The organism is Halorientalis persicus (genome assembly GCF_900110215.1).
In the GTDB taxonomy this organism is placed as follows: Archaea; Halobacteriota; Halobacteria; order Halobacteriales; family Haloarculaceae; genus Halorientalis; species Halorientalis persica.
On record NZ_FOCX01000001.1, the window covers coordinates 292,883 to 314,744 of the forward strand.

The 21,862-nt window shown below is 67.1% G+C and carries 23 protein-coding genes; 9 read left to right on the plus strand and 14 right to left on the minus strand.

The window, feature by feature from the left end:
• Window positions 1-36 precede the first annotated feature (36 nt).
• On the plus strand, window positions 37-1,350 hold the full coding sequence (locus tag BMX17_RS01635) for a preprotein translocase subunit SecD family protein (protein WP_092656956.1): 1,314 nt from the start codon (window positions 37-39) through the stop codon (window positions 1,348-1,350).
• Here the strand turns inward: BMX17_RS01635 and BMX17_RS01640 are convergent.
• Together BMX17_RS01640 and BMX17_RS01645 are read right to left on the minus strand one after the other, a co-directional pair.
• Window positions 1,343-2,230, minus strand: coding sequence for a Vms1/Ankzf1 family peptidyl-tRNA hydrolase (locus tag BMX17_RS01640; RefSeq protein WP_092656958.1), 888 nt, complete (start codon window positions 2,228-2,230; stop codon window positions 1,343-1,345). The genes BMX17_RS01635 and BMX17_RS01640 overlap by 8 nt on opposite strands.
• A gap of 25 nt (window positions 2,231-2,255) precedes the next feature.
• Entirely contained in the window at window positions 2,256-2,642 is a 387-nt protein-coding gene (locus BMX17_RS01645) for a DUF5802 family protein (RefSeq protein WP_092656960.1), read from the minus strand.
• 292 nt (window positions 2,643-2,934) lie between these two features.
• Here BMX17_RS01645 and BMX17_RS01650 point away from each other — a divergent pair, with 292 nt between their 5' ends.
• A complete protein-coding gene (locus BMX17_RS01650; RefSeq protein ID WP_092656962.1) occupies window positions 2,935-3,963 on the plus strand; it encodes a hypothetical protein in 1,029 nt (342 codons plus the stop codon).
• Window positions 3,964-4,009: 46 nt separating this feature from the next.
• Window positions 4,010-4,663 (plus strand): ArsR/SmtB family transcription factor, encoded by a 654-nt coding sequence (locus BMX17_RS01655; RefSeq protein WP_092656964.1) that lies wholly within the window; start codon window positions 4,010-4,012, stop codon window positions 4,661-4,663.
• Here BMX17_RS01655 and BMX17_RS01660 read toward each other — a convergent pair.
• Complete coding sequence (locus tag BMX17_RS01660; protein ID WP_092656966.1) at window positions 4,660-5,223, minus strand: hypothetical protein; 564 nt, start codon at window positions 5,221-5,223, stop codon at window positions 4,660-4,662. The genes BMX17_RS01655 and BMX17_RS01660 overlap by 4 nt on opposite strands.
• 88 nt (window positions 5,224-5,311) lie before the next feature.
• On the opposite strand from BMX17_RS01660, the gene gatD reads away from it, so the two are divergent.
• Entirely contained in the window at window positions 5,312-6,559 is a 1,248-nt protein-coding gene (gatD, locus tag BMX17_RS01665) for a Glu-tRNA(Gln) amidotransferase subunit GatD (protein ID WP_092656968.1), read from the plus strand.
• Between the two features lies 1 nt (window position 6,560).
• Window positions 6,561-7,502, plus strand: coding sequence for a GNAT family N-acetyltransferase (locus BMX17_RS01670; protein WP_092656970.1), 942 nt, complete (start codon window positions 6,561-6,563; stop codon window positions 7,500-7,502).
• A 21-nt stretch (window positions 7,503-7,523) separates the two neighbouring features.
• Here the strand turns inward: BMX17_RS01670 and BMX17_RS01675 are convergent, their stop codons facing one another.
• Genes BMX17_RS01675 through BMX17_RS01685 form a run of 3 tightly spaced genes read right to left on the minus strand, consistent with a single transcriptional unit; the run spans window position 7,524 to window position 10,252 of the window.
• On the minus strand, window positions 7,524-7,802 hold the full coding sequence (locus BMX17_RS01675) for a ubiquitin-like small modifier protein 1 (protein WP_092656972.1): 279 nt from the start codon (window positions 7,800-7,802) through the stop codon (window positions 7,524-7,526).
• Window positions 7,803-7,841: 39 nt separating this feature from the next.
• Window positions 7,842-9,026: a TrkA C-terminal domain-containing protein gene (locus BMX17_RS01680; RefSeq protein WP_092656974.1), complete on the minus strand. Its 1,185-nt coding sequence runs from the start codon at window positions 9,024-9,026 to the stop codon at window positions 7,842-7,844.
• The gene (locus tag BMX17_RS01685) at window positions 9,023-10,252 is read right to left on the minus strand and encodes a potassium channel family protein (protein WP_092656977.1); all 1,230 of its coding nucleotides are present in this window, start codon (window positions 10,250-10,252) and stop codon (window positions 9,023-9,025) included. Before BMX17_RS01685 ends, BMX17_RS01680 begins: the two co-directional genes overlap by 4 nt.
• 88 nt (window positions 10,253-10,340) lie before the next feature.
• On the opposite strand from BMX17_RS01685, the gene BMX17_RS01690 reads away from it, so the two are divergent.
• On the plus strand, window positions 10,341-11,507 hold the full coding sequence (locus tag BMX17_RS01690) for an NAD-binding protein (protein ID WP_092656979.1): 1,167 nt from the start codon (window positions 10,341-10,343) through the stop codon (window positions 11,505-11,507).
• 13 nt (window positions 11,508-11,520) lie between these two features.
• Here the strand turns inward: BMX17_RS01690 and BMX17_RS01695 are convergent, their stop codons facing one another.
• From BMX17_RS01695 to BMX17_RS01710, 4 genes are all read right to left on the minus strand, one after another.
• The gene (locus tag BMX17_RS01695; protein WP_092656981.1) at window positions 11,521-13,071 is read right to left on the minus strand and encodes an HPP family protein; all 1,551 of its coding nucleotides are present in this window, start codon (window positions 13,069-13,071) and stop codon (window positions 11,521-11,523) included.
• Window positions 13,072-13,136: 65 nt separating this feature from the next.
• Window positions 13,137-13,862, minus strand: coding sequence for a nucleoside phosphorylase (locus BMX17_RS01700; RefSeq protein WP_092656983.1), 726 nt, complete (start codon window positions 13,860-13,862; stop codon window positions 13,137-13,139).
• 45 nt (window positions 13,863-13,907) lie between these two features.
• On the minus strand, window positions 13,908-14,579 hold the full coding sequence (locus BMX17_RS26625; protein WP_211611263.1) for a hypothetical protein: 672 nt from the start codon (window positions 14,577-14,579) through the stop codon (window positions 13,908-13,910).
• A gap of 290 nt (window positions 14,580-14,869) precedes the next feature.
• A complete protein-coding gene (locus BMX17_RS01710) occupies window positions 14,870-15,694 on the minus strand; it encodes a DUF63 family protein (RefSeq protein WP_092656985.1) in 825 nt (274 codons plus the stop codon).
• 79 nt (window positions 15,695-15,773) lie between these two features.
• Here BMX17_RS01710 and deoC point away from each other — a divergent pair, with 79 nt between their 5' ends.
• The gene (deoC, locus tag BMX17_RS01715; RefSeq protein ID WP_092656987.1) at window positions 15,774-16,412 is read left to right on the plus strand and encodes a deoxyribose-phosphate aldolase; all 639 of its coding nucleotides are present in this window, start codon (window positions 15,774-15,776) and stop codon (window positions 16,410-16,412) included.
• A gap of 15 nt (window positions 16,413-16,427) precedes the next feature.
• Here the strand turns inward: deoC and BMX17_RS01720 are convergent, their stop codons facing one another.
• Together BMX17_RS01720 and BMX17_RS01725 are read right to left on the minus strand one after the other, a co-directional pair.
• The gene (locus tag BMX17_RS01720; RefSeq protein ID WP_092656989.1) at window positions 16,428-17,141 is read right to left on the minus strand and encodes a hypothetical protein; all 714 of its coding nucleotides are present in this window, start codon (window positions 17,139-17,141) and stop codon (window positions 16,428-16,430) included.
• A 68-nt stretch (window positions 17,142-17,209) separates the two neighbouring features.
• Window positions 17,210-18,451 carry an RNA-guided endonuclease InsQ/TnpB family protein gene (locus BMX17_RS01725; protein WP_092657133.1) on the minus strand — a complete coding sequence of 414 codons (1,242 nt, stop codon included), beginning with the start codon at window positions 18,449-18,451 and terminating at the stop codon, window positions 17,210-17,212.
• A gap of 166 nt (window positions 18,452-18,617) precedes the next feature.
• On the opposite strand from BMX17_RS01725, the gene BMX17_RS01730 reads away from it, so the two are divergent.
• Entirely contained in the window at window positions 18,618-19,877 is a 1,260-nt protein-coding gene (locus BMX17_RS01730; protein WP_092656991.1) for a tRNA (N(6)-L-threonylcarbamoyladenosine(37)-C(2))-methylthiotransferase, read from the plus strand.
• A gap of 3 nt (window positions 19,878-19,880) precedes the next feature.
• Here BMX17_RS01730 and BMX17_RS01735 read toward each other — a convergent pair whose 3' ends face one another.
• Complete coding sequence (locus BMX17_RS01735; RefSeq protein WP_092656993.1) at window positions 19,881-20,813, minus strand: cation diffusion facilitator family transporter; 933 nt, start codon at window positions 20,811-20,813, stop codon at window positions 19,881-19,883.
• 39 nt (window positions 20,814-20,852) lie between these two features.
• Window positions 20,853-21,395 carry an HIT family protein gene (locus tag BMX17_RS01740; RefSeq protein WP_092656995.1) on the minus strand — a complete coding sequence of 181 codons (543 nt, stop codon included), beginning with the start codon at window positions 21,393-21,395 and terminating at the stop codon, window positions 20,853-20,855.
• Between the two features lie 262 nt (window positions 21,396-21,657).
• Between BMX17_RS01740 and BMX17_RS01745 the strand changes: the two genes are divergently transcribed.
• On the plus strand, window positions 21,658-21,858 hold the full coding sequence (locus tag BMX17_RS01745) for a DUF7835 family putative zinc beta-ribbon protein (protein WP_092656997.1): 201 nt from the start codon (window positions 21,658-21,660) through the stop codon (window positions 21,856-21,858).
• Window positions 21,859-21,862: the final 4 nt, after the last annotated feature.

Consider the following 21,862-nt stretch of genomic DNA (forward strand, 5'->3'; position numbering starts at 1 on the left):
CGTGGCTTTTTGTATCAATATTACGTCACAGTTAGTATGCGTCGCTTAGCAATCGTCCTCCTGGTGGGGGGAACGCTCGCTCTGACACTGCTGGCAACCCCAGCCGTCGGAGCACAGGCCGAAACGAACGGGAACACGACTGTCGTCGGAGCCGAGATTAACGGCTGGAGTGCGACGGGAATCGACTTCGAGGGGGATCGGTCTACCGCGACGACCCGCCGCGACATAGCCGCGAACCTCAGCCTCGATCCCGATCAGGTCCGGTTGCTACCCGAGAACAACACGGTCGAGGTGTACGGTGACAACCTTACTGCGTCCATTGTCGCGGAGGGCTTCGCTACTGCCGGGTTCTCGCCGAATGGAGTCAGGAAAGGCGTGACCGACCGGACGCAAAACGCCATCGTGTCGGTTCTGAAGGCCAGACTCAACGAGACGGGCGTCGGCGGACAGGTCGAGGCGATCACCGTCGGCGGCACACAGTACGTCACCGTCAAGGGCGCGAACCGCGCCGCAGTGACGCGGATTCTCCGGAACCGAGGGCGGGTTGAGGTACTCGCCCACTACCCGGTCACGGACGGCGAAAAGGCCGTCTATCGGCAGACGAAGATCCTGGAAAATGAGGACTTCGTCCGCGTCGGACCGGCACAGACAAATCGCGCCTTCACTGACCGTCCAACCGTCAAGGTGTTTCTCAAAGTAGAGTCGGCCCGTGAGGCCGCCGCTACAGTGAGACAGGCCGGCTTCAGCGACGAAGTTAACACAGGGTGTCCAGACGATGCAGTCGAGGATCCGGACGAGACTAAAGGATACTGTCTGTACACGGTATTCAATGGAGAGGTCCGGTACGCGAGGTCACTGGGTGAGGGGCCGGCCGAGGCGGAGATCAACTTCGAGAACTACGGGGATGACCCTTCGGTCTTTTTCATAACAGAGACCAAGCGAGAGGCCGAGCAACTGTCGATGACGCTCAGGACCGGTATGTACCCGGTGCCGCTGTCGGTCACCGACCTCCCTGAATCGGTCGAGTCGACCACGCTCCAGCGCGCCGCCAACGCCACCCGCGAAGGGATAACAAACGAGACAGAGGAGGTTACGATCGACACGCCCGACGATACGACGCTGGAGGACACACCCGACGATACGACGCTGGAGGACACACCCGACGATACGACGCTGGAGGACACACCCGACGTACCAACCGACAGCACGAGCGATACTGTGAGCGACGCCGCGACGACCGACGGCGTCGTGACGGTCACGGACGCGGTCGGGCCGGGCTTCTCGCCGGCGACGGCGCTGGTCGCGCTGGTCCTGGCGAGTGCCGGTCTGCTCGCCGGCCGGCTCAGATAGCGCGCAACTGGATCGTCCAGAAGTCACGGAAGGCGTCGTCGAGCGCGGGTTCGGGGTCCCCGGTCGCGTCGACCGTGGCGGTCACGTCCGCCTCTCCGGCGAAGTGCGACAGGACCGTGCGCTCGCCGACGACGTACAGCGGGTCGGTCGTCCGCTCGTCGAGTGCCTCCAGACAGCGGTCGACGTGGGAGTCGATCTGTTCGTCGCGCAGTCGCTCGAACCGGGATTGCGAGAATCCGCCTTTGGAGTGTTGACTCTTCAGCTCCGAATCGAAGCCGTGGAACGCGGTTCGCTCGCGCCCGTCGTACTCACCCATGGCGAACAGGTCCGACCGGACCAGTGCGAGGGTGAATTCCCCTTCGGGTGCGAACCAGGTCCGGTCGAACTGGAATCCATCGCTCCACTCGGCGAAGGGCTCGGGCGGAGCTGGCACGGAGAGGGTCGCGCTGACGAGGCCGGCGTCGTCGGTCACCGCGAGACAGGGTGCGGCCTCGGACACGAGCGTCGCACGCTCGCCGAAGCCGTCCCGCACCGCGTCGGGGGTGTCGTCGGCGACGTAGGCCGTCAGCGCGCCTTCGGGATCGGTCGCCATGGAGTCGAGACGATCCAGAACCGCGGTCAGACGCTCGCCGCGGAGCCGTTCGCGGCGGCGGTAGTCGAGCGATCCGTCCTCGCCTTCGAGGCGGTCGACGGTGCCCTCCAGATCGGCGATCCGGTCTTCGAGGCGGTTGGCCCGCTGTTCGGCGTCCTGTCGAGCGCTGGCGGCGTCGGCGCGGCGCTCCTGTTCGGCCTCCAGTTGTCGTTCGAGGTGGCGTTTCTCCTCCTCTAGCTCCTCGATGCGCGCTTTGAGGTCGGCCCGCCCCAGCAGCTCGTCGAGCATCACCAAAAAGGACGGCGGCGGGGGCTTAAATTGCGGGGCCACCGGGGCCGTCGTCGAGGGCGTCGACGGCGACGCTCCCGGCGGTCATGGCCAGCAACTGTTCGGCGCGGTCGGCTTTGGCCAGCAGGACCTCCGTGAGCGCCGGCGGATTGCTGACGCGCGTGTCTTCGAGGACCGAGGGCGGCACGGCCAGTGTGTCCTGTGGCACGTCGTCCGCGCCGGTCACGGGGAAGTGTCGTTCGTCGACTTTCATCACCAGCGGTCTGTCGAGCCGCTCGACGCCCTCGCCGTCGGCGTAGAGTTGCTCGTTGACGCGCTCGTGTTGATCACGGCTGATGGCTGCGGTCTCACTCTCGCCCGGCGTCACGTACAACCGGCCGAGGTAGTACCCGCTCGAAAACCGCTCGAACATGCTATACGAGAGCACATACCATATCAGCGTAGAAAAGCCTTGGCCGGAGCCCTTATGTCGTCGCGCTTTCAGCGGGTTTCGGCCGTCGGAGCACGGGGCGGCGTGGCGGAGGCAGAGAGCGCAGTGAAGGACGGTGCAGATCGGAGTCGGGTCGACCGACCTGCGATCGGCGTCGGGGGCGGAGCAGAGCGCGTAAACGCTATTGGACGGTCTGGAGTCGTGAGAAGGGTCGGATGAACAGTGAGAACGGATCTCCGCTTTTTTGTACGATAGCGGAATAGTTAGGCACAGAATGAGTGCTCGTGGGACGCTGCTGGCTGTGGCCCTCGTCGTGGTCGGCGTCGCGCTCGTCGCCGTTCCGGTGTTCGGTGCCGTCGGTGGTATCGCACCGGTCAGCGACGGAGCGTCGGCAGTCCAGACGAACGGAACCAACGACACGGCGAGTAACGTGAGCATCGGGGCCCGTATCTCTTCGTTCATGCAGGCGAGTAGTGCGGAGACGGACAGTTCCGTCGAGGCAGGGATGTGGGCCGCCAAGTACAACCAGTCCGAGGAGAGCGATCGACCGGCCGTCGTCCAGTCCCGCATCGACCGGCTGGAACGCCGGAGCGAGCGGTTGCGCGAGCGCATGGCGGACCTCCAGGCGAAACACGAGAACGGCACGATGCCCCGGGTGGCCTACAGAGCACGGGCGAGTCGACTCACCGCGGAGCTCAACGCCCTCGACGAATCGATCAACGAGACGGACGAGCGAGCGCGGGCCGTGGGTGTGAACACGTCGCAACTCGATCAGCTCAGGACACAGGCGCGGAACCTGAGCGGACAGGAAGTCGCGGCAGTCGCGCGTGACCTCGGCGTCGGTCGACCCGACCACGCTGGCCCACCCGAGGACAGGGGCCCCGGTGACGCTGGCCCGCCCGAAGAGCGGGGGCCCGGTGACGCCGGCCCGCCTGAAGACGTGGGGCCGTCGACGAACGTGACGGACGACGACCAGTCGGGACCGCCGGCCGACCGCGGCGGGACCGGTGGTCCGCCCGGTGACGAAGAGACCGGACCGTCGACCGACGGCGAGTCACCGGCCGACCGGAGAGCAAACGGCAGTGATCGCGGAGCGGCAGGCTCGGGCGGCGGAGCCGACGGCGACGACCGGAGCGACGGCGCGAACGACACCGGGAACGGAGCCGACGAGGCGGGCGGCGGTGCCGAGGACGCGGGCGGCGGATCGGGCGCTGGCTCGGACGGCGCTGGCCCCGGACACGGCGGGCCCGCAGGCCCCGCCGGGGGCAGTAACGATGGCGGCGGACCGCCCGGCCGCAACTGACCGCGGCCAGTTAGCCTTTTCACTGGTCATCGCTTACGTTCGGTAAATGGATTCGGCCGAGTTACTCAACCTCCTGGGAAACGAGAACCGCAGACGGATCCTGCGGCTGCTCGCCCGGAAGCCCTGTTACGTGACCGAGATCAGCGAGTACCTCGGCGTCAGTCCGAAAGCGGTCATCGACCACCTCCGGAAACTCGAGGAGGCTGGCCTCGTCGAGAGTCGGACCGACGACCAGCGCCGGAAGTACTACTTCATCTCACAGAACCTCCGGCTGGAGGTCAGCGTCTCACCGTACGGATTCGGAGCGAAAAGCGCCTACCCCGCGAGCCAGAGCCTCGACGTGACCGCCAGCTGTCGCCACCTGAAGATCGACGTGAACACGCGCGATCCGAGCGACATCCGCGACGTGGCGACGGAACTGGCGCGCCTCGAACAGCTCGAAAACGAACTGTCGATGGCCCAGCGGTGGGTCCAGGGCCGACTCGCCGCCGTCATGGAACAGCTCGGTGAGAAACTCGACGTGGACGACACCCGCCTCTACGCCGACGTGTTGAGTGCGCTGGTCGAGGGACCGGCCGACACGGACGAGATCGTCGAGGGCGTGGAAGCACCACCGCCGGTCGTCCGCGAGGCGCTCGCCGAACTCGAGGAGAACGGTCTGCTCGCCCGGGACGGCGACCAGTGGCGGCTCACCGATTAAATATCACGAGTCATCCCTGATCGCAGGTCGCGGCCGAAGTAGTGGCCGAGTAGCGCCGCCAGGACACCGAACCCGACGCCGACGGCGACGAGCGGAACGCCCGGGCCGACCGCCGTCAGAACCAGATTCCCGAGCAGCCAGCTGACGCCCGACGCGAGCGCGCCGCTGGCCGAGGCCTCGACGTATCTGGATCGGTCGCTGGCGAGCCCAGCGGCGAACGCCACCGCGGCGATACCGAGGAGTCCGCCGATCGAGCCGAAGGGGAGGACCATCCCCGCGAGGGTCATTCCGGCGACGCTGGTGACCAGCAAGAGCAGGAACGCCCGGAGCGAGAACAGCCCCTCGAACGGTGACCGCAGACGCGACGCGGCTGCGCCGAACGGCGCGCGGACGGCGGCCCCGAGCCGGCCGGTGAGCCTGGAACTGCCGGTGTCGTCCGGGGCGGACGGCCCGGTGTCGGTCTCGACCGGTGGCTCGTCGTCGAGCCCGAACGCCGCGTCGTCGAGCGACTCCTCGACGGACTCGTCCGGCCGGGTCCGTTGATCGGAACGTTCGGCCATACGAGACGTTCCGCGTGGGGCGACGTGAGTCTTTTCCCGCGGCCGTCGGAAGGATGGTTTCAAGTCCGGGCACGCGGTACGCCCGAGTATGAATCCAGGGGACCGGGTCCGCGTCGAGCGCGCGGACCAGACGTACGAGGGCGTCTTGCTGCCCTCGACGACGGCCGAGAACCTCGTCGTCAAACTCGAGAGCGGGTACAACGTCGGCGTCGACCGGGACGCGGCGTCGGTCGAAGTACTCGAAGCGGACACCTACGACGTGGAAGGCGCACAGGACGCCGAGGGCGAGTCGGCCATCGAGTTCGACGACGACCTGCCGACGATCTCGCTGATCTCGACCGGCGGGACCATCGCCTCGACGGTCGACTACCGGACGGGCGCGGTGACCGCCCAGTTCGACGCCGAGGACGTGCTCCGGGCAGTGCCGGATCTGGCCGGCCGCGCGAACTATCGCGGCCGCGTCGTCGCGAACATCCTGAGCGAGAATATGACGCCGGACGTGTGGCAGGACCTGGCACGCGCGGTGCGGGACGAGATCGAAGCCGGCGCGGACGGCGTCGTCGTCATGCACGGCACCGACACGATGCAGTTCACCGCCTCCGCGCTGGCGTTCATGCTCGACACGCCCGTCCCCGTTGTCTTCACGGGCAGTCAGCGGTCGGCGGATCGACCCTCCTCGGACAACGTGATGAACGCCGTCTGTGCGGTCGAGGCCGCGAAATCCGACTGCGCCGAGGTCATGGTCTGTATGCACGCCGACGAAGCCGACGAGCGGTGTGCGCTCCACCGGGGCACCCGCGTCCGGAAGAACCACACCTCCCGCCGGGACGCCTTCGAGACCGTCGGCTCGAAACCGCTCGGCGAGGTCGATTACGACAGCGAGGAGATCACGTTCCGCCGCGAGTACGCCGAACGCGGCGAAACCGACCTCGCACTGCAGACGGACCTGGCGACCGACGTGAGCCTCGTGAAGTTCACGCCGGGCACCGATCCCGCGATGCTCGAAACCGCAGCAGACGGCGCGGCCGGCGTCGTGATCGAAGGTACGGGGCTGGGTCACGTCAACACCGACTGGATCGAGACCGTCGAGAGCGTGACCGACGCCGGGACGACAGTCGTGATGACCAGCCAGTGTCTGGAGGGCCGGGTCTGTGATCGGGTGTACGACACGGGTCGGGACCTGCTCGACGCCGGCGTGATCGAGGGCGAGGATCTGCTCCCTGGCACGGCCAAGGTGAAACTGATGTGGGTGCTGGAGAACGCCGACGATCCCGCCCGAGCCATGCGCGACCCGCTGGCCGGTGAGATCCAGAGTCAGTCCCGACCCTGGACCTGAGATGGGTGACGAGGGCGACGGCGTGGACGGGGATCCGACCGTCCGCGTCCGGCAGGCCCGCGCCGACGACCACGAGGGGATCGTCGCCTTCACCGAGGACACCTGGCCGGATCGTGACGTGAGCGACTATCTCCCTCGCGTGTTTCCCGAGTGGATCGAGACTGACGGCCCCGGCCAGCGGACGTTCGTGGCGACGGTCGACGGCATCCCCGCAGGCGTCCTGCAGGGTGTCCTGCTCTCCGAGTACGAGGCCTGGGCTCAGGGGATGCGTGTCGCGCCCGACGCCCGCGGCCTGGGACTGGCCCACCGACTCACCGGAGCCGTCTTCGACTGGGCGGCCGAGCAGGGCGCGACCGTCTGTCGGAACCTCGTCTTCTCCTGGAACGCACAGGGTATGGGGACCTCCCGGGGCATCGGCTTCGAGCCAGTCTCGGAGTTCCGGTGGGTGCATCCCGAACCCGACGCCGACGCGAGCACCGCCACCGACCACACCGTCACCGACGACGCGGACGCCGCCTGGAGTTGCTGGCGACGGAGCGACGCCGATCGGGCGCTCCGGGGGCTGGCACTGGCTCCCGACGAGTCCTGGGCCGTCCGGGAACTGACTCGCGAGGACCTGCGGCGACTCGCCGACGAGACTGCGGTGTTCGCGGTACAGGAGGACGGTGGCGGGACAGTAGGCATGACCTACCGCGTCCGGGACTACGAGCCCGGTGAGGCTGACGAGCGAATCGCCGAGTACGGCGTCGCCGCGTGGACGGACGTGCCGGCCGCCCGTGCGCTGTTCGCGGCCATCGCCCGTGACGCCGCGGCTGTCGGAGCCGACCGAACACGAGTGGTGATCCCCGAGACGGCGCGGGCGGTCAGCGACGCCGCTTACGCGGGCGTCGAACTCGGCGAAGAGCCGGACTTCGTGCTGGAAGCGGACCTGACCGGGCGGTGACAGCACACTCCGATATCTCCCTCACCCGCCGCTGACCGGCGGGAACAGCGCGAGTTCGTCGCCCGCTTCGAGTTCGGTGTCCCGGCCCTCCGCGGAGACGAAGGGGTTGTCCCCGTTGTGGAGGACGCGGATGTGATCGCGCAACTCACCGTCGTCGTTCAGCACTTCGTCGGCGAGTTCCGGGTGAGACTCAAGCAGTGCGTCGAGCGCGTCGCCGAAAGTCGCGCCGGGCTGGACGTCGACCGCGACCTCGGACTGGCCGACGACCTCTTTGAGATTGGCGAACAGCTTCCACTCCATACCCGGACGAGCAGCCGCGACAGCAAAAGCCGTTGCCCTTCAGTCGTCGTCGGCCGTCTCGGTGGGCACGGTCGCTTCGGGAGCCGTCGCGGCGGCTTCGAGCTTGCGGAGCCGTTCGGGTTTCGCGACCGCGTAGACTGCGTCGCCGGCCGCGACGACGTGGTCCCGGTCCGGGAGCGCCTCGATGCCGTCGTCGGCCAGCCGAACCGCGATCACGGCCACGTCGAGCGAGCCGACGGGCTGGCCAGCCAGCGGGCTCCCGGACTCGATTTCGACGACGCTCATGGTCTCTTCTGCGGCCCGGAGGAGTGAGGCGAACTCCCGGTCGGTCCGGGACTCGACGGGCAGGGTGATCAGGCGGTACTCCGTCTCGGCGTCGAGTTTGGGCGTGTCGGCGGCGTCGACGGCCAGGGTCACGAGGTCATCGGCGATCCCGCGCACTTCCCCGGTCGTCACCCGCTCGAAGGGGTCGGGTCGCCACACCTGCACCACGTCCCCGGAACTGGCGGCGAAAGCGGGGTCGGCCTGCACGGCGACGGCGGCGGTCTCGGGCGGGAGCGTCGGGCCGATTCCCGCGACCCGCGCGCCGATGGCGAGGTACTCGACGGTGCCGTCGGCGGCGAGGTCCACGTCGACGTGGCCGACACCGAAATCGCCCTTGATCCGCGTCCGAAGGCGGTCTTCGAGGTCCGTGACGGTCAGCCGCTTGGGAAAGAGGAAGGTCCGACCGGCGAGTTGGTCTTTGGTCTCGGCGGCGACGGGATCGTAGCCGACGATATCGTCGATCTCCTCGGGGAGGTCGACCGCGATTACGCGGCCGACGGCCTCGACGACGCGGCTGACCTCGCCCTCGACGCTCGTGCTCCCGGTCGCGGCGAAGAGGTCGTTGCCAAAGCGGTCACCGACGTCGACAGCCCCGGCCGCCGTGAGCCCAGCCACGCCGACGGCCGCGATGTTGAACAGCGCGGTTTCGGGCGAGAGCGGGTTGGTACCGCCGGTCGTCGGGGCGATGACCTGGCCGAGTGCTGTCATCGTGTTCAGCGAGACCGCGACACCGCTAAGCCCCACCAAGACGGGAAGTCCGCGCTGGATTCGCTCGTGCGTGTACCACCGGTACAGCAGTGCGACGGTTCCCGACAGGACGCCCGCCAGGACGGCGAGACCGACCAGTTTCGCGAGCGCCAGCACCAGCCGGTCGAACAGCGTGGCCGTCTGGGCGATCACGCGACCACCTCCCCGAACGCGTCGAGTTTGTCGGGCGGCCCGACGGCGAACACCTCGTCACCGCCGGCGAGCGCGGTCGTGCCCTGGGGGACGACTTGCCAGCCCGTCGGTTTCCTGACGGCCAGTATCGCGACGCCGTGTGTCTCCCGGGCGTTGGCAGCCCCGAGCGTCACGCCGTCGAGGGCGCTCTCGGCGGCGACCGTGAACCGGCGGAATCGCTTGCCGGTGCGCCGCAGCAGGGAGATGAGTTCGTACTCCAGTCGGGTCCCACGGGCCTCGACGACGACGCGAGCCCGGTCGGCCCGGACCAGCGGTTCCGCGTCGGTCCGGGTGACCGCGGCCGTGAGCCGTCCCTCACCACCGGTGGTCGTCGGTGCGCGGACGGCTCTCGGAGTGGACTCCCCGTCGTCCTCGACGTGGGCAGGCGTCGTCGGCGCGGTCAGGCGCTTGTCGGCTTCGGGATCGGCCGATGTCGCGCTCACGACCGTCCCGCGGACCTGCGCGTCGGCCGTGATGAGCGTCACCTCGTCGCCGCGGGCCAGCCCGGTCGGGATCAGCGCGTCGACCGAGACGGCCCGCTTGCCCGCAGGAACACGCTTCGAGAGCCCGGAGAAGGGGGGTGCGGCCGCGACCGACGCCCGGCCGCGCTCGTCGATGGTCACCGTCACGTCCCCGAGGTCGAACTCCGTCCGGAGCCGTTCGGCGACCCGTTCTTCCAGTTCCGAGACGCGCAGATCGGCCGGGAAGGTGTACTCGGCTTCACCGATCTCGGTCCGGAGGTCGTCGGACAGCGGCGGGTACCCCTCCATGTCCGAGACGTCGCCGACCACGTCGATGCGGACCTGTCCACCGGCCACCAGATCGGCCAGGTCCCGCGAGAGCGTGCGTTCACGGAGTTTCGACAGAGAGAGTTTCCGGGGTGCGTTCGCGCCGAGCTGGTCGCCCTTGGCGTGGGCGTACAGCGAGAGCGCAGTCACCACCAGGATGGCTGTCACCAGTGTCGGCGCGTTGGCCGACTGGGTGACGGTGGGGTCGGCCAGCGCCAGCAGGCCGCCGCTGACCCCCGCCAGCGCGACCGCCAGCACGACCACACCGAATCCTGGTATCGAGACGCCAGTGAAGTACTTGAAGCCAAAGCCCAGCGTCCACGCGACCAGCGCGGGAATGATACCGGTGAGAAAGCCGAGATAGATGCCCAGCAGAATTTCGACCGGGAGCGAGGCCATGGGCTGGCTGGGACCGCCACCTACAAACCAGTACCGCCGGGGGGTCCGGTTCGGCGGTTTTATCCACTCTCAGGTCGGACGGAGGAGCATGGCGTCCCGGCGCGTGTTGCTCGGTACTCGTGTGACGGTGGTCCTCGTGACGCTCGTCGCGATCCTCTCGTTCGCCACGGGTGTCATCAACATCGGCGTCACGCAGGTCTCGGGCCCGCTGGCCACGTTGGTCCCCGAAGACGTCGAACGAGCCGCCGGGTTCACGGGCGCACTCACCGGATTTTTGATGCTCTGGAGTATGTTCGGGCTCCGGCGCGGCCTCCGGGTCGCCTGGTACTCGACCGTCGTCCTGTTGCCCGTGACCGCGGTTCAGGGACTGGTCCAGTCCAGCGTCGTCTCGACGCCGCTGATCGTGCTCTCACTGGTCTCGCTCCCCTTCGTCTTGGTCAACTACCGCCGATTCGACCGGCAGATCAGTCTCTCGACGACGCAACTCGCGGCGACGGCCGCCCTCGTCGGCACGATGGTCTACGGCACGGCCGGCACTTATCGACTCCGCGCGGACTTCGCGAACGTCGAGACCATCCTCGATGCGGTGTACTACACCATCGTCACCGCCAGCACCGTCGGCTACGGCGACGCGATCCCACAGACACAGCAGGCCCGGCTCTTCTCGATCTCCGTGTTGATCCTCGGCGTGGCGAGTTTCACGCTCGCGTTGGGGTCGCTACTCGGCCCGGCCATCGAGGCGCGGTTCGCGCAGGCACTCGGTACCATGACAGAACGACAACTCGAACTGCTCGAGGACCACGTGATCGTCCTCGGCTACGGCGATCTGACGGAACCGATCATCGACGAACTCGACGGCCTGGCCCCCTTCGTCGTCATCACACCGGACCAGGACGCGGCGTCGAAGCTCAACGCCCGCGACATCGCGGTGTTGTCGGCCGACCCCAGCGACGAGGAACCGCTCCACCGCGCGAGCATCGAGGACGCCCGGGCGGTCGTCGCGGCGACCAACAACGACGCCAACGACGCGCTGGCGATCCTCACCGCGAAGTCGCTCAACGCCGACATCCGTGTCGTTGCCGGGGCGACCGACCGCGAGAACATCGAGAAACTCAGGCGCGCGGGCGCGGACACGGTCATCAGTCCCGCGGTCATCGGCGGCCACCTGCTGGTGGAGTCGGCACTGGGCGACGAGAACGTCGAGTCGCTGGCCGACCAGTTGCTCGATACGTCCGGCGGCGGGACGGGCGATTGATACTGCCGGACAGTCAGCGGTTGCGGTCGACGATGGCCACGTCACAGTCCAGATCGCGGATGCGCTCGAAGGTAGGCGGCGAGACCAGCCGCGAGGCGCGGCTCCGGTCCATGCTCGCGCCCATGAACACCAGATCGTAGTTCGTCGCGTTTTGGGTCAGGAAGTCCTCGATAGCGGCCCGCGAGACGCGTGTTTCGAGCGAACCCTCGAAGGGCGCGACCAGATCCGAGAGCATATTCTCGGCGCGGCGGCGGTTGCCGTCACCCTGCAGGCAGTGAGCGACGCCGACGTGCCCGGTCCGGCCGGTCAACCGGAGCGCGAAGTCGATCATCGCGTGGGCCACGTCCCCGGCCCGCCGGACCGGGACGAGGACGCGGTGCCAGCGCGTCCGTCCCGCACAGGAACGGTGGACGAGGACGTCCACGTCGCCCCGGAAGAGGAGTCGCACGAACGGCGAGAGACTGCCGTGGCGCTGTTCGTACGGCGTCGCGATCAGGTCGCAGTTGGCCTCGTGTGCGGTCGAGAGGACCGTCGACGCGGGCGTTCCGCCGGCCGTGGTGACGACGACCTCACAGGGGACACCCACTTTCGTCTCGATCTGGGCGGCCTGTTCCTCCAGCCGATTGACCGCGGTCGAGGCGGCGCGGCGCTCGGCCATCTCGTCGAGTGCTGCCGCGTCGAGTTCGTCCTCCGCACCCGATTCCGGGGCGCTCGCGTCACCCCCGTCCGTTCTCGCGCCGGCCGTCCGGTCGAGCAGTTCCCGCTCGGCCGCGGCCACCTGTTCGTCGTCGACGACGTCCAGCAGGACGACTTTCCCGGCCTCGTGGGCGGCGGCGAGTTTCGCGGCCAGCATCGCCGTCGCCTCGGCGTCGTCGGTCCGCATCGGCACCAGCACGTGGTCGTCGCCCTTCGTCGACTGGTAGAGATAGCGAGCTCGCTCCTCGAAGAAGGTCTCGCGCCACAGCAGGAAGACGCCGGCGACCAGCGTCGAGGAGATCAGGACGCTCCCGACGTAGGCCAGGCGCGGCGTGAGCGTCACCGACAGACCCGCCACCACGTCGAGCGTGATCGAGTTCGCGCTGCTGACGTCGATGACGTGGACCAGCAGGGCACTGGAGTAGGCGGAGGCTTCCTCGACGGTGAGCAACCAGGTCACCAGCCCCGTGAGAAAGACCGAGAACGCCGCCGCCCCGGGGTCGACGGCCGTCCGGCCGGGGGGCGCCCAGAGCGCGGTCGCGATTCCGTACGCGACCCAGCCACAGAGCGCGCCGACGGTCAGCCCGCCGACGAACCGCGTCGGCGAGGCGTACTCGCTATCGGGCCGGGCAAAGAGTGTGTACGTCCCCGAGGCCAGGGGCGGAAAGAGCAGGAACGGCAGGACGGAGACGGCGTTCGAGAGCCAGGTCACGGCGGCGATCAACAGTGGCACGAACACGAGCACCGAGAGGTGGACGAGATTCCGCGTGTTCTCGAGCCAGCGACGGATCGTCCACAGTTCGCGGCGCTCGAACCGGCGTACCCGCGCCCGCGCCGAGACGAGTCGCTCGCGCACCCGGTCGCGCATACCGGTGTTTCAGGAGCCGACTACTTCAACTGCGCGCCGCTGTCGGACGCCAAGACGCCCCGAACTCAGACGGTCGTCGCGGCGTCCAGTGCGATCCCGATGGCCCGTTCGACGTTGTTCTTCGCCTTCGCGGGGAGCTCGTCGGCCTCGGTCTCGCCTTTCTGGGTCCCCTCGACCAGATTCCCGTCGACGGTACAGATCGCGCCGGCGGCCATGCCCTTCCGGCGGGCCAGCGAGAAGATCGCCGCGGCCTCCATCTCGACGGCCAGCAGGCCCGCATCCTCCCACGCGTCGACGTACTCGTCGGTCTCGGCGTAGAACGCGTCGTCCGTGGCGACCGGTCCGACGTGAACGTCCTCGCCGTTGGCTTCCGCGCCGTCGACCAGCGCCGAGAGGACGCCGTAGTCGGGGACTGCAGGCACGGTGTCGGCCTCGTAGCGGCCGGTCGTCCCCTCGTCTTTGGCCGCGCCCGTCGCGACGACCATGTCCCCGATCTCGATGCCGGACTGGAGCGCGCCGGTGGTACCGACCCGGATCACGGTCTCGACGCCGACGGCGTGGAGTTCCTCGACGGCGATGGCGGCCGACGGACAGCCGATCCCGGTCGAGCAGATCGTGAGATCGCGACCCTCGTAGGTGGCGTTGACGAGTTTGTACTCACGGTTCTGTGCGACTGTCGTCGCTTCGTCACAGGCGTCGGCGATGCGGTCGACGCGACCGGGGTCACCCGGCAGGAGTGCGACGTCCGCCAGATCGCCCGGTTCGACCAGCAGGTGTGGCTGTTTGGCCATACACGCCGTTCAGCCAGCGGCTACAAAACGGCCGGGGATCGGGGCTCAGGACTTCGAATCGTCCCGGCCCAACAGACGGCCGATCGGCCCCATGAACTGCGCGAGCGAGAGGTCCGTCGACTCGAAGAACTTCTTGGCCCGGTAGGCACCCCGGGCGGGAAAGCCGATCAGGAAGAAAACGAGCGCCGTCAGCGACAGGGAGATCATCGACACCGGAAGCAAGGACTGGGGCTGGACGATCCCCTCGATGACGACGAGGCCGAACAGGAAGATGCCCGCCAGAATCGAGTGCCGGCCGAGACTGCCGATGAACGCCCAGCGGGGACTCTCGGTCTCCAGCGGGTCCGCAGTCTCGTCGGATTCCGCCGTCGGAGTCGCCGGCACCGGGTCCGGTGACTGCGCGGCGGTTTCGGGCCCGCCAGACGATAGCGCCGGTTCCGGTTCCGCCGTCACGTCCGGTTCGGGTTCGTCCGCTTCGGGCGCGGCGCGCCACCACACACGGCCGACCCCCACGTCCTTCGAGTCCAGTTCGTCCCGGTCCACGAGGTCCTCCAGTCGGTTGAGCGTCGCGCGCTTCCCGATCGGAAGGTCCTCCGCGACCTCCGAGGTGGTCAGAACGGGATCGTCCGACCCCTCGAAGACGCCCAGAATGTTCTCGTCCCGGGCCTTCTGGGCGGGTGCCCGCGGATACTCCTCGGAACCGGAGCCTGAGGGCATGGGAACCCATATTTCAGCCATGCGCATTAATCTTGGGGAGTCGAGATGGCTGCTTCAGGAGCCGTTAATCCGAATTTCGGCCTTACGAAGTAAGGTTCACGAGCAGTAACCTTTATGCTCTCGGGAGAACATGGGTGTGATGAGGGCGCGGGGGAAGTGGGAGCACGCCACTCCAAGCCAACACCACGCGTCCGAAACCATACCGGACGGACCACACCCAACACCACGGGGTTGACCGGTACCGACCCTCACTCTCGTTCCCTTTCGGAAACCGAACCGATCAGCGCCGCTTACAGCAGTCCAGCGGCACTGAACAGCAGCAGGTTGTGCATTCCCGGCCCGAGTCCGACAGCCGCCACCAGGCCGAGGGTCGCGTTGCCCTGTGCGGGATCTTCCTCCACGAAGTCGGCGAACAGTATCAGAACGGCGGCCGCGATCAGGAGCTTCACGAGGACGAACAGCCACCCTTTACCGATGGTCGGGGCCGTCGGCAGGGAGCCGGCGAGTTCCATGATCGCCGCCGGGATCGGGCTCCGTTCGCCGCTCCCGATCAGGTCGACACCGATGGCCGTCGACACGCCATCCAGCGCGTGTCCGAACACGACGACCGCACCGAGTGTCCCGGTCCGTGCAGTGACGGTCGGTCGGACCCGATCGAGGATCGCGTACGTCACCACCGCGACGACCAGTGACGCGAGCAGCGCCACGACTGGCAGCACGGGCGCGAACGTCCCTCGAGACGTGGCCGTCCACACGACCAGCGCGGCACCGGCCAGGGTCGCTACGCCACCGGTCACAGCGAGCGTGGGCGGGACCGTTCGATCCGCGAGGATCAGCCCTGCCCAGATCGCCCCGGCGACGAGGAACGTCGTGACGTACACTGCCGGGGCCGAAAAGAGCGGAGCGACGGCATCGGGGACCGCCGCGAGTTGATAGAGGACGTGCAACGCCGCGCCGGCCGCCATCCAGGGCGTGAACGCGACGACCAATCGTTGTGTGACCGGCGGTCGACGGGCGAAAAGCACCGCGCCGACGGCGATACCGGCAACCGCCAATCCGAGCAGATACGGCACCCCGGGGACGACCAGCCCCTCGGGCAGTATCTGGAGGAACATGGCGGAGGGGGTTGCGCGGCGGCCGAAAGCCTTCCGGTCGGCCACGTCGATTTTTATCTCGGGGGCCGCTATCGGAGGCATGGACGTTCCCGGGCGGATCGACCACACGGTACTGGGACCGGCGACGACGGGCGACGACGTGCTGGCCGTCCTCGACGAAGCCATCGAGTACGGCACGAACGCCTGTATCCCACCGTGTTACGTCGACATGGCGTCGAGCTACGCACCCGAGACGACGGTCGCGACCGTGATCGGTTTCCCGCACGGACAGCACACGCCAGCCACGAAAGCCGAGGAAGCCGAACTGGCCTGGGAGACGGGCGCGGACGAACTCGACCTCGTCGCCAACGCCGGCCGCCTGCTCGGCGGCGAGGACGACGAGTACCGGGACGAGATCGCCGAAGTCGTCGCCGCGACACCACTGCCGGTGAAAGTCATCGTCCAAGCGCCGCTGTTGTCCGACGCGGAGATCGAACGAGCGGGCGACCTCGCCGCCGCGGCCGACGCCGATATGCTCAAGACCGCCACTGGGTTCGGCGATGGCGGCGCGACGGTCGCGGACGTGGAACTGCTGTCAGAGTCCCTCCCGGTGAAAGCCAGCGGTGGGATCGGGAGCTGGGAGCGTGCGGCAGCGATGTTCGAAGCGGGGGCGGAACGGATCGGGGCCAGCAGTGGCCCCACCATCGTCGAGGAGTGGCAGGCAGCGACCACCGACTGAGGCGTCGGGCGTTGGTCAGTCCCCGCGGCGGGCACGGACCCACGACGGGAGGGGGTCGGTCTGGGGACGCGCGACGCCGTGGATGGTGACCTGCTCACCCTCGTAGTCCGCGGTCACGTCGAGAGTGCGTACCGTGTCGGTCGCGGGATCGACGAGTACGTACCCCGTCGCGTTCGCGCGGTGTGCCGGGACGACCCCCGCCGTCGTCCCGACCACGTCGTACCGGCGGTACCGCTCGCCATCGCGGGTGACGGGCCCGTCAGCTGCCAGAACCACCCTATCCGTGACGGTAGCGATGACCGCGACGACGCCGTCTCCGGCCGACACCCCACCTTCGAAGTAGATCGTGTCTCCTTCGACAGTTGCGTTCGCACGATCGATCGACGGAACGTCGGCCGCCGTCGGGTACGTCTGTCGGCCGAAGGTCTCACCGTCTACAGTGACGGTCTCGACCAGGGTGTAGGGCGCCGCGTCCACACCGGGCCGGTACCGCTCGATCCGGGTTCCGTTGCGCTCGGAGCGGTAGTACGTGAGCGTGCTGCCGCCGGCTGTCTCGACTGTGACCTCGACGGTATAGTTTCGGGTGGTGTTGTCGACAGTCTCGAACGCCGTCAGGGTCGTCCCGCCGACACCGAGGCCCGCCGCTGGATGGTCGAACGCGGCTGTGAGACCCATAGCCGCGGCACCAATCACCAGGCCGGCGATCAGAAGGTATCCGACACGGCGCATCGTTCCGGCCGTGTATCGGCGAGCGATTGAATGTTACCCCGCGCACGGTGGCGCGGGGAATCCTGCTCTCACGAGGGCAGGCTTCCTGTTTCGATGACGTGACGTGCAGACACAGACTCAAACTGAATCGTGTCCGTAGCGGCCACAGTCTCTACAGGCGTGTCTTCGGGCCATCCCAGCCCTAACTCAGCAAAGCCGCGTTGGATGATGTTCATCGCTGCGTTCGCATCTCTGTCCGTCTCGAACCCACAACTCGGACAGGAGTGGTCCCGAACCCAGATGGGTTTCGTGGTTTCCACACCACATCGGGCGCACTCTTTCGTTGTTCCCGCAGGTTCAACCTGTACGACGTGCGTGCCGTACAGGTCGGCCTTGTAGTCGAGCAAGTTGATGAACTGTCGCCATGCCGCATCCTGCTTGTTGCGAGCGTTGCCGTCGCCCTGGAGCATCGCCTTTACGTCGAGATCTTCCACGAACACGGCGTCGTACTCTGTGACGAGCCACGTCGTAAGTTTGTGCTGATAGTCCAGCACTTTGCGGCGAATCCGGCGCTTCACTTTGGCGACTTTCCGGCGTTGTCTCTCATAGTTGCGACTTCCGTGGTCTTTCCGCGAGAGTCTGCGTTGCTCGCGCCGCAGACGCTCGTAGTCGTCTTCGAGATCGAGCCAATCCACGGTTTTGCCATCGCTGGTGTGGACGTAGTTCCGGATACCGAGGTCAATCCCGACGCAATTGCTCGCATCCAGCGAGTCAACGTCGGGCTTTTCGGGGAGATCGACGTCGTCGGTTTCCAGCCCAAAGGAGGCGAACCACTCACCAGTCGGCTCCTTTTTGAACGTGACTTCTTTGATGGTGGCGTGGTCGGGAATCGAGCGGGAGTACCGGATTTTCACCCACCCGATCTTGCTGAAGCGGACGTATGCGTACTTGTCGTGGCCCCTCTTTTCATCGAGGTCGAAGCCAGACTGGTTGTACGTCACGCTTCGGTACTCGGTGGGTGCTTGCCGTTTGAGGCGACCGACCTTGTGTCCGTTCTCTTTCTTCTTGCGAAGGTTCGAGAGGTTGCGGTGGAAACGAGCAACGGTGGCTTGGGCGGCTTTTGAGTGCAGTTCGCTGAACACTGGCCACCGTTGTTTCCACTCGGGAAGCTTGTTGTTCTGGTCGTACTCAGACGGTTTGTCGTCCTCGGGGCTGTTCTCGTAGTCCCAGCGAACGTGGTTGTAGAGTTGGCGATGAACGTCGAGATGGTGTTCCAGCCTGTCCGCTACCTCTTGTGTCGGGTAGGCGCAGTAGCGGTGACTGTATTCCATCGCTGTCTGTTGGTTATCGATGTGTTCACTTAATGGTTTGTACCACGAGTTGTCGGCTTCATTCCCGACCACGGTGGGTCGGGGTATTCGCCTCGCTGACCAGTATAAATTCACCGGCGCGATCCGTCGCGCTTTTGCTCGGCGAGGACGGAGTCGGGAGTAGCGAATGGCCCGCTATCACATCGAGACGTACGGGTGTACCTCCAACAGAGGTGAGACCCAGCAGATCGAGCAGGCGCTCCGGGAGGGGGGCCACCACCCCGTCGACGGCCCGGAAGCCGCCGACGTGGCGATCCTCAACACCTGCACCGTGTTAGAGAAGACGGAGCAGAATATGCTCCGGCGGGCCAAAGAACTGGACGCCGAGACGCCCGGCGATCTCGTCGTCACGGGCTGTATGGCCCTGGCACAGGGCGACATGTTCCGTGAGGAGGACGTCGACGCCGAAATCCTCCACTGGGACGAGGTGCCCGACCACGTCCTGAACGGCGAGTGTCCGACCGTCACCGACGGGACCGAACCCGTCCTGAACGGCGTCGTCGGCATCCTCCCCATCGCACGGGGTTGTATGAGCGATTGCTCGTACTGCATCACCAAGCAGGCGACCGGCCGGATCGACTCGCCGAGCGTCGAGGAGAACGTCGAGAAGGCCCGCGCACTCGTCCACGCGGGCGCGAAAGAGATCCGGATCACCGGCCAGGATACCGGCGTCTACGGCTGGGACCGCAATCAAGGCGAGAGCCTGCTCCCCGAACTGCTCGACCGGATCTGTGACATCGACGGCCAGTTCCGGGTGCGCGTGGGGATGGCCAACCCGAAGGGCGTTCACGGCGTCCGCGAGGAGCTGGCCCGGGTGTTCGCCGAGAACGACGAACTCTACAACTTCCTGCACGCGCCGGTCCAGTCGGGTAGCGACGACGTACTCACAGATATGCGCCGCCAGCACGCGGTAGGGGAGTACGTGGAAGTGGTCGAGACCTTCGACGAGCATCTCGACTATTGGACGCTCTCGACGGACTTCATCGCGGGCTTCCCGACCGAGGAACCCGACGATCACGAACAGAGCCTCACGCTGATGCGCGAGACCCGGCCAGAGAAAATCAACGTCACGCGGTTCTCGAAGCGACCGGGGACCGACGCCGCCGACATGAAGGGGCTGGGCGGCCAGACCAAGAAGGACCGCTCGAAGGAACTGACCGACCTGAAGATGGACCTCGTAGGCCAGGCTCACGAGGAGATGGTCGGCACCGAGCAGTCGGTGTTGCTGACCGAGGACGGTACGGACGAGTCGCTGGTGGGCTACGACGAGGCCTACCGGCAGGTCGTGATCGCCGACGCCGAGGACCGAGGCCTGGCGGTCGGCGATACCGTCGACGTGGAAATCACGAGCCACAACACCGTCTACGCGTTCGGCGACCCAGTCTGATCCTCACTCGCGGTCGGCGCGGCCGGGGTCGCCGACCAGCCGGTCGACTTCCTCGTCGGGTTTCCACTCGCCGGCCTCTTTGGGATCGACGTGGACGAACACGTCGTCGACCTCCGAGAGGTTCTGGATCGATTCGATCACGGCCGTCTCGATGTCGTGGGCCTCCAGCAGGGTCCGGTCGCCCTCGACCTCGATGTGGAGGCTCACGTCGATCTCTGGGCCGACGTAGTGGGCGATCACGTCGTGAGCCCCCTCGACCTCGGGGTGGGAGAGCGCCCGCCTGACGATCTCGGCGCGCAGATCTTCGGGCGGGGCCGCCCCGACGAGGTAGTCGAGGTTGTCACGGACGACCTCGACGCCGGTGTAGAGGATGCCGACCCCGACCAGCGCGGCGGCGATGGGGTCGAGCAGTGGGAATCCCAGCCCCGCGCCGACGACACCGCCAAGCGCTGCCACGGCGGTGAAGATGTCGTTGCGGTTGTCCAGCGCGGTCGCGACGAGGGCGGGCGAGCGGTGATCCTCGCCGACGGCCAGACAGTACCGATAGAGGAGGTACTTCGCGACGGCGGCGACCGCGAGGATGCCCATCGCGGCCGGGTTCGCGCCGCCGGGGTCCGGACCCGCGAGGACGGCGGTCAGGGCCTGCCAGATGACGGCCCCGCCGGCCGCGAAGATCCCCAGTGCGACGAACAGCCCCACGAACGGCTCGATGCGCTCGTGGCCGTGGGGATGCTCGAAGTCGGGCGGCTGAGTAGTGAGGTAGAGACCGGCGACGATCACGACGCTGTAGGCGGTGTCGGCGAGACTGTTGACCGCCTCGGACCCGACGGCGAGGCTCCCGGTGAGATACCAGACCCCGCCCTTGGCCAGCGCGAGCAGGAGATTGACCCCGAGCACCACGAGGCCGACCCGCCGGAGCGCCGTCGAGCGTGCCATCGTCCGGCTTTGGACACCCGGGTAGAAAAGTCGTCCGTGCTACGTGAACTCGACCGCGCTATCGTCGTCCGGGACCGTCGCGCCGTCCTGCTCGGCGAAGCCAGCGTGGAGTCGATCGTAGGTGTCCTCGACGGCTTCGACGATGACCTGAGTCTCCGAGATGACCGGCATGAAGTTGGTGTCGCCCTCCCAGCGGGGAACGACGTGGGTGTGCAGGTGGTCGTCGATGGAGCCCCCGGCCGCGCCGCCGCCGAGGTTGAGCCCGGCGTTGTACCCCTCCGGGTGGAGTGCGGTCGCCATGGCCTCGATGGTCCGCTGTTTGAGACGCGCGTGGTCCGTGAGAACCGGCTCGTCCAGATCGCGGTAGTCGCCGGTGTGAGTGTGGGGGATCACCATCGCGTGCCCCGGGTTGTACGGGTAGTTGTTCAGGAGGACGAAGGCGTGGTCGCTCCGGGCGACGACGTTGTTCGTCCGGTCGTCGTCGCCCTCCGCGAACGCACAGAACACACACCCGTCGATATCTTCGTTCTTGTCGGGGCGCTCGATCCAGTCGATCCGCCAGGGCGCGAACACCTGCTCCATGCCAACCCTGTGGCCGCCCGTGGCTTAACCGCCACGGAGACCCCGGCCGAGTCGCCCACCCGAAGCCGAGTTCATGGTATATAAATAATGCGGCCGTTTTTCAGTTTAATACCAGGTCGAAGACGCGAGAAGCGCCGATAAACGATTTGCTCGCCTCTCGTGCCGTTTCGAAGATAATCGCAGGACTGCGGCCGAAAGTTCCGTGAACGAAGCCGAACGGATTGGGGTTTTTATGCGCATCTCGGCGGTAGGAAGTGATACGATGTCAGCGACAAACGACGGCGGCGACGGGATGACAGAAGAGTGCGAGGAGTGTCGTCGCGAGACACCCCACGAGGTGTCGGTACAGATCCTCACGGAGAGTGCCACCCCGGAGAACGCCGAGTACTCGCGTGAACCCTACCGGGTCAGCGAGTGTCGCGTCTGTGGCGCTCGGACCGTGCTGCGGATGAACAACGCCTGAGGCT

What these genes read in the sequence shown, in the direction of transcription:
- BMX17_RS01650 (WP_092656962.1), top strand. Translation starts at nt 2,935, where the DNA reads ATGAGTGCTCGTGGGACGCTGCTGGCTGTGGCCCTCGTCGTGGTCGGC.
- BMX17_RS01710 (WP_092656985.1), bottom strand. Translation starts at nt 15,694, where the DNA reads ATGTTCCTCCAGATACTGCCCGAGGGGCTGGTCGTCCCCGGGGTGCCG.
- BMX17_RS01745 (WP_092656997.1), top strand. Translation starts at nt 21,658, where the DNA reads ATGTCAGCGACAAACGACGGCGGCGACGGGATGACAGAAGAGTGCGAG.
- BMX17_RS26625 (WP_211611263.1), bottom strand. Translation starts at nt 14,579, where the DNA reads ATGCCCTCAGGCTCCGGTTCCGAGGAGTATCCGCGGGCACCCGCCCAG.
- BMX17_RS01660 (WP_092656966.1), bottom strand. Translation starts at nt 5,223, where the DNA reads ATGGCCGAACGTTCCGATCAACGGACCCGGCCGGACGAGTCCGTCGAG.
- BMX17_RS01740 (WP_092656995.1), bottom strand. Translation starts at nt 21,395, where the DNA reads ATGGAGCAGGTGTTCGCGCCCTGGCGGATCGACTGGATCGAGCGCCCC.
- BMX17_RS01695 (WP_092656981.1), bottom strand. Translation starts at nt 13,071, where the DNA reads ATGCGCGACCGGGTGCGCGAGCGACTCGTCTCGGCGCGGGCGCGGGTA.
- BMX17_RS01640 (WP_092656958.1), bottom strand. Translation starts at nt 2,230, where the DNA reads ATGCTCGACGAGCTGCTGGGGCGGGCCGACCTCAAAGCGCGCATCGAG.
- BMX17_RS01655 (WP_092656964.1), top strand. Translation starts at nt 4,010, where the DNA reads ATGGATTCGGCCGAGTTACTCAACCTCCTGGGAAACGAGAACCGCAGA.
- BMX17_RS01720 (WP_092656989.1), bottom strand. Translation starts at nt 17,141, where the DNA reads ATGCGCCGTGTCGGATACCTTCTGATCGCCGGCCTGGTGATTGGTGCC.
- BMX17_RS01635 (WP_092656956.1), top strand. Translation starts at nt 37, where the DNA reads ATGCGTCGCTTAGCAATCGTCCTCCTGGTGGGGGGAACGCTCGCTCTG.
- BMX17_RS01730 (WP_092656991.1), top strand. Translation starts at nt 18,618, where the DNA reads ATGGCCCGCTATCACATCGAGACGTACGGGTGTACCTCCAACAGAGGT.
- BMX17_RS01685 (WP_092656977.1), bottom strand. Translation starts at nt 10,252, where the DNA reads ATGGCCTCGCTCCCGGTCGAAATTCTGCTGGGCATCTATCTCGGCTTT.
- BMX17_RS01725 (WP_092657133.1), bottom strand. Translation starts at nt 18,451, where the DNA reads ATGGAATACAGTCACCGCTACTGCGCCTACCCGACACAAGAGGTAGCG.
- BMX17_RS01670 (WP_092656970.1), top strand. Translation starts at nt 6,561, where the DNA reads ATGGGTGACGAGGGCGACGGCGTGGACGGGGATCCGACCGTCCGCGTC.
- BMX17_RS01675 (WP_092656972.1), bottom strand. Translation starts at nt 7,802, where the DNA reads ATGGAGTGGAAGCTGTTCGCCAATCTCAAAGAGGTCGTCGGCCAGTCC.
- BMX17_RS01700 (WP_092656983.1), bottom strand. Translation starts at nt 13,862, where the DNA reads ATGGCCAAACAGCCACACCTGCTGGTCGAACCGGGCGATCTGGCGGAC.
- deoC (WP_092656987.1), top strand. Translation starts at nt 15,774, where the DNA reads ATGGACGTTCCCGGGCGGATCGACCACACGGTACTGGGACCGGCGACG.
- BMX17_RS01645 (WP_092656960.1), bottom strand. Translation starts at nt 2,642, where the DNA reads ATGTTCGAGCGGTTTTCGAGCGGGTACTACCTCGGCCGGTTGTACGTG.
- BMX17_RS01735 (WP_092656993.1), bottom strand. Translation starts at nt 20,813, where the DNA reads ATGGCACGCTCGACGGCGCTCCGGCGGGTCGGCCTCGTGGTGCTCGGG.
- gatD (WP_092656968.1), top strand. Translation starts at nt 5,312, where the DNA reads ATGAATCCAGGGGACCGGGTCCGCGTCGAGCGCGCGGACCAGACGTAC.
- BMX17_RS01690 (WP_092656979.1), top strand. Translation starts at nt 10,341, where the DNA reads ATGGCGTCCCGGCGCGTGTTGCTCGGTACTCGTGTGACGGTGGTCCTC.